This window comes from Corynebacterium phocae, from assembly GCF_008693075.1.
GTDB lineage: Bacteria > Actinomycetota > Actinomycetes > Mycobacteriales > Mycobacteriaceae > Corynebacterium > Corynebacterium phocae.
This window is the reverse complement of record NZ_VXKJ01000008.1, coordinates 1-4,587: the sequence shown is the minus strand read 5'-3', so window position 1 is coordinate 4,587 and position 4,587 is coordinate 1. Positions and strand designations below refer to the sequence as shown.

General features: G+C 50.9%; 3 protein-coding genes. All 3 read right to left on the bottom strand.

Translation table 11 applies throughout. The features are described from left to right. Nucleotides 1–2,628, bottom strand: a 2,628-nt coding sequence (locus tag F4V58_RS00875; protein WP_211362704.1) for a YPDG domain-containing protein, incomplete at its 3' end; no start/stop codon positions are given. Nucleotides 2,629–3,239: 611 nt separating this feature from the next. Next, the gene (locus tag F4V58_RS00870) at nucleotides 3,240–3,467 is read right to left on the bottom strand and encodes a Fic family protein (protein ID WP_075732550.1); all 228 of its coding nucleotides are present in this window, start codon (nucleotides 3,465–3,467) and stop codon (nucleotides 3,240–3,242) included. Beyond that, nucleotides 3,464–4,030 carry a Panacea domain-containing protein gene (locus F4V58_RS00865; protein ID WP_075732548.1) on the bottom strand — a complete coding sequence of 189 codons (567 nt, stop codon included), beginning with the start codon at nucleotides 4,028–4,030 and terminating at the stop codon, nucleotides 3,464–3,466. The genes F4V58_RS00870 and F4V58_RS00865 overlap by 4 nt, the downstream gene beginning before the upstream one ends. Between the last annotated feature and the right edge of the window lie 557 nt (nucleotides 4,031–4,587).

Below are 4,587 nucleotides of genomic sequence, written 5' to 3'. Positions count from 1 at the left end.
CTTAGTCACATCATTGCCATCAGCATCCTTGACTGGATTGCCATCCTTATCAAGAACAGTCACAGTCACAGTGGAAGTGCCAGCAGTAGTCGGGGTACCAGAAATCTGACCAGACTCAGGACTGTAGGTTAAGCCATCAGGCAGACCCCTGACCTCGACTGAGCCATCAGTAGGCACGTTCTCGACTGGAACTTCAATAGCACCGATTGGCTCACCAACAGTGCCAGTCAGATTACTAATATCACCGATGGTCGAAGGAACAGAATTATCATCCTTCGGATCCGTACCAGCCGCATCCTCATCAGCATCAGAAACGCCGTCGCCATCATCATCAGGGTCGGTGGTATCCGGATCACCATCACCATCAGTATCCAACAAGAACGGTGCAGTCACCTTATCGGGGGAACCGTCTTTATAGGTGATAATAACCGGAACATTAAGCTCCTCAACCGTCTGACCATCCTCAGAAGTGACAGTCACAACACCAGAGTCCGCATTAACATCAACGGTGTAGCCATCAGGAACCGTGAAATCCGGATCAATCTTGGCGTCCTTGAAAGGAACATCCGCAATATCAACAGAATCACCATCAGCATTAGTAAACGTCGGCGAAGACACCGCATCAGTACCAGGAACAACCAAGGTCTCCCCGTACGCCGGCTCGAACGTGGTGGCGTTCTCGACTGTGGCATCCTCGATAGTTACCTTCGCCATCACTGTCTCCAACTTGCCATCGGCATGCTGGACAATTACCGGTACATCGTGGGTACCCGCAGGGGCATCCTTACCAATAGTAATCGTGCCATCCTCATTGACGTCGGCCCAAGCTGGGCGATTCGGGTCATTAAAGAAAGTGGTACCTTCAGGCATGGTGATGGTCTCACCAGTGGTCGCATCCTTGAAGGTCGGAGCATCAACAGTGCCGCCCTCGCCTTTAGTGAAAGTCGAATCAGCATACTCCACGGTCGGGTTGGCACCGCGCACCGTGAAGGAATCCTGAGCAAGCTCAACGCCAGTTCCGCTCAGCAACACCGCAGTATAGGTAGATCCCGGAGCTGCATCAGCAGGCACCGTGAACGAAGCGTTTGCAGCGTCCGCAACGGATTCCACCGGAATTGGATCACCAATTTGGTTGCCGTCCGGGCCGCGCCAAACGATGGTGTTTTCACCAATCGGCGGCAAAGTTCCAACTAGTTCCAGCTCTGCAGTATCGCCAGGACTTGCCGGGGTAGTATCGGAGTCATAGTTAGTGATGTCCAAACTAATCTGACGGTACGGAACAACAGCAAAGTGCGCGTTGACAATCGTGTTTGGAATGAGCCTATGCCGGATTAAGTCACCGTCTACAGGACCTTGGTCTGCATTGTCATTCCACTCCTCGAACGCTGGTTCCGGGAAGTAGGAAACGTTCTTAACGCGCTCCCCATCAGGTCCTTCGATCCACATATACATGTTGTCGCGGTCGAAGGTGCCTTCGGGGAAACGTAGCGTGTAGCCGCCGTCCTGCGCGACAGTTTTCGCTGTTACAGTTGCGGCAATCGGTTCCTTGCCCTCAGCGCGCATCTCTTCCAGTATGCGCTTGGTTTCAGCAGCCTGCTTATTGAATTCGAGGTTTTTAACCGGAGCCAAGCGCGTAGCTGCTTCGGGCGTCAGTGAGGACGCGTAGACGTTGTAACCCTCTAGGTAGGCATCTTGAGAATTGCGGTAGGTTTTACTCGCAAGTCCCTCACTAGACAGCGCGTCGAGCCACACATGCCCCATCACGGCGTCCCTCACGGAATACGGATTTCTGGTGTAACCTGCGGTATCTTCGATGATGTCAAGGTTGCCATCAGCGTCCCGTTTGACCATATAGGAGTCGTCCTGGACCAGCGGCGGTACTTCGTTTACAAAGATAGCCGTGTTGTGGACGTTGTAGCCAGCATTTTGTACCGTTCCGTTAGATGAGTTCACAGCGGCAATCCAGCTACCAGGAATGGCACCTGGAGTCTGGCGGTTGTACAGCAACTCGTTGCCAGTCTTCTCATTGATAAGCGGCTCATCAACCCAGAGCCGGTATTTCTGACCGGCCAACGCTTTCCATAAATGCGCTTTTCCGTTGGAATCAATGAAGGTGTACGGCTGATTATTGTGCTGGAGCGGATTTCCGTTTTCGTCCTTAGCGCGTAAGTCAAAGATGTAGGTTCCATCGGAGCCGAAATTGTGGGTCTCGGCCTGGAAGATTGGGGAAACAATCCCATCGGTGTCCTTGAACTGCATGTAGACATTGACACCGTTGATGCCAGTTTTGTTGTACATAGCGTTGGTATCTCCGGCTAGAACTGTGTCACCTAAAGTGACGTGCCCGTGGAGCGTGTAGGACTTTCCTGGGATACCTCCCGGGCCTTTGCTATAGCCATTGGCAATAGAGTCAGCGGGAATTACCTTATCGAGGTCCGGATATACGGGAGCTACGACCGTTCCGGTGTCTTCAGTGCCCGGAGTGGCTGCAGAGGCCTGACTAGCAGACTGCTGAGACACTACGGGTTGAACGAAGGGTGCAATCAATGCCACGGATAACGCCGCTGCGGTAAAAGCATCACGGCGCCGTTTGCCTAGCGACCCTCTTTTAATATCAAACTTTCGCATGTACTTGACCTTTCAAGACGATATGGCTGAAATTTTTGTGAAACTCCGAGGAACATGAATCTGCGCGAACTAAAGCCGGGCTTCTTACCAATTTCTATGCTTAATGGCGGGCAGGTTTATGTCCCAACTCACATGTTAACGTTGTTTGCCAATTTAAATGCAATACTTGCCTCTCGAAAAAGCAGAAAGTGAACCTGTTTAACATTAAAAGGTGATAGGTGTAAACATAGCCGAGCCAAAGTTACTGGTCGGAGCATGAAGAAAGCGGAGGAATATAGCCGGGAATATCCCGATTATCCTTTGTGAAATTAATCACAGTATGTAAAACTCTAAGGTTGGCCAAATTTTTCTAAGGCTGAGAGAGACGGCGAGGCTACCGCAATCCACTTAACTGCAACCTTCTAATATCCCCTTTTTTTAATGGCTAAGCTAAAGGAATACTCACATTGAGGGAATATCCTCTGGCGCCCATGGTTCGGCTGCCACTCCTACTAACGTGTGCAGCGCATCAAGTTAGGGAAAGTCTTTCCTTAGCCCAAAAATTTAACTTTCCCGTGGTGGCGCTCACCAACACCGCCACCAGCGTTGAACTCTGTTTTTGCGCGATATGTTTATGGCCGCTTGTTGCCATCCAGGAAGGCGTGTGCATTCGCTAGATGGTCGATTAGTACGGCAGTTTGCCCCAGTGGTGAATCGATGAGGTACTTGCCGTCGAAAGTCTGCAATGGAGTTGCGAGCGCACCTTCTAGCTTTGTTCTGTCCAAGACGTTGTACTGGTTCTTTACTAGACGGCGATTCAGCTCGATAACCTCCTCCACATCAAGGCAGTACTCGTTCATCGATTTGCAAGGAGTTCAAGCGCGTCTGCCCACCTATCGGTGGCATCTAGCATTCGCTGTCGGGTTTCATCTGCGGACTTCGCCTTCATTAGCCGAGGCCGTGTGGGACCTCTGACGCCCTTCAATTCTTGCTCCGCATAAAATCGCCGCATGGTCGACTGAGAAAGCGGATTTCGGCTCGACGCTTCTGCAGGAAGCCCTTGGCGCGCTTCAATCCACGGATCCTCAGAGTGAGTCAATTCGATAATTTCAGTCTTGCTGAGTTCACCGTAAAAGTCGAGGACGGCATCTATGATGGCTTTGCCCTCATCAGAAAGATTCGAAACCTTAGCTGATGCCAAAAATTTTGATGTTGGGTTTGAACGGCAGTGGCGGTTTGCGGCATGCAGATTCGGCTCGACTGGCCCATCTCTCCATGCCTGGAACTCGTCCGCCACCATTGGTTTTCCGAACCAACCAAGGCTCCATGCCTGCGAATAGTAAGTGAGCTTAGCTAATCTCCATGCGTCAATCCATCCCTTTTTGTCGTAGATGTATTGTGCAACGTCAATGGCAGTTGCCATAACCCCTCCTTTCGCTAGTGCCAATCCATAATTATTATTCACGGTGTTCACGTCAGTTAAACTATAGACTCTCCGGGGATTCTTTTCTAGCTTCCCGCAAGTTAACTACCTCCAGCACTTCGTGCAGGTTGATGAGACCTTTTACGGTTACGAGGGGTGTGGGCTTTGCCGAGGTTACCCCGCACTCTCCGAGGTGGCAATCTTTGTGAGTGGGATGGTTTCCATAAGCACTTATTGAATAGTTTTCGGGTTGACGATAGTCATCTGGTTGATGGCTATGGCCCACCCCGAGGTTTCGTCCGCTAGCATGGAGTATCTGGATCGCGCGATAGAACTGATGTTGATACGCAACCCGTGACCATCCCGGTCGAACGCCCAAATCAACTACCAATTTCAGCAAAATGATAGGTCCCGGCAACAGCGCATACAACGCAATTGCCCCACCAAAGCTAGACTAAAACCTGAGTTGGCTCATTTTGGTGTGATTAGTTTCATATTGACAGTTTGACCTGGTGGTTTGATGGTCGGGGGTTTCGTTTTTCCTGACTAAGCGGGTA

Excerpts from the sequence above, each read along its gene's own strand:
- F4V58_RS00870 (WP_075732550.1), bottom strand. The coding sequence starts at position 3,467 with ATGAACGAGTACTGCCTTGATGTGGAGGAGGTTATCGAGCTGAATCGC.
- F4V58_RS00865 (WP_075732548.1), bottom strand. The coding sequence starts at position 4,030 with ATGGCAACTGCCATTGACGTTGCACAATACATCTACGACAAAAAGGGA.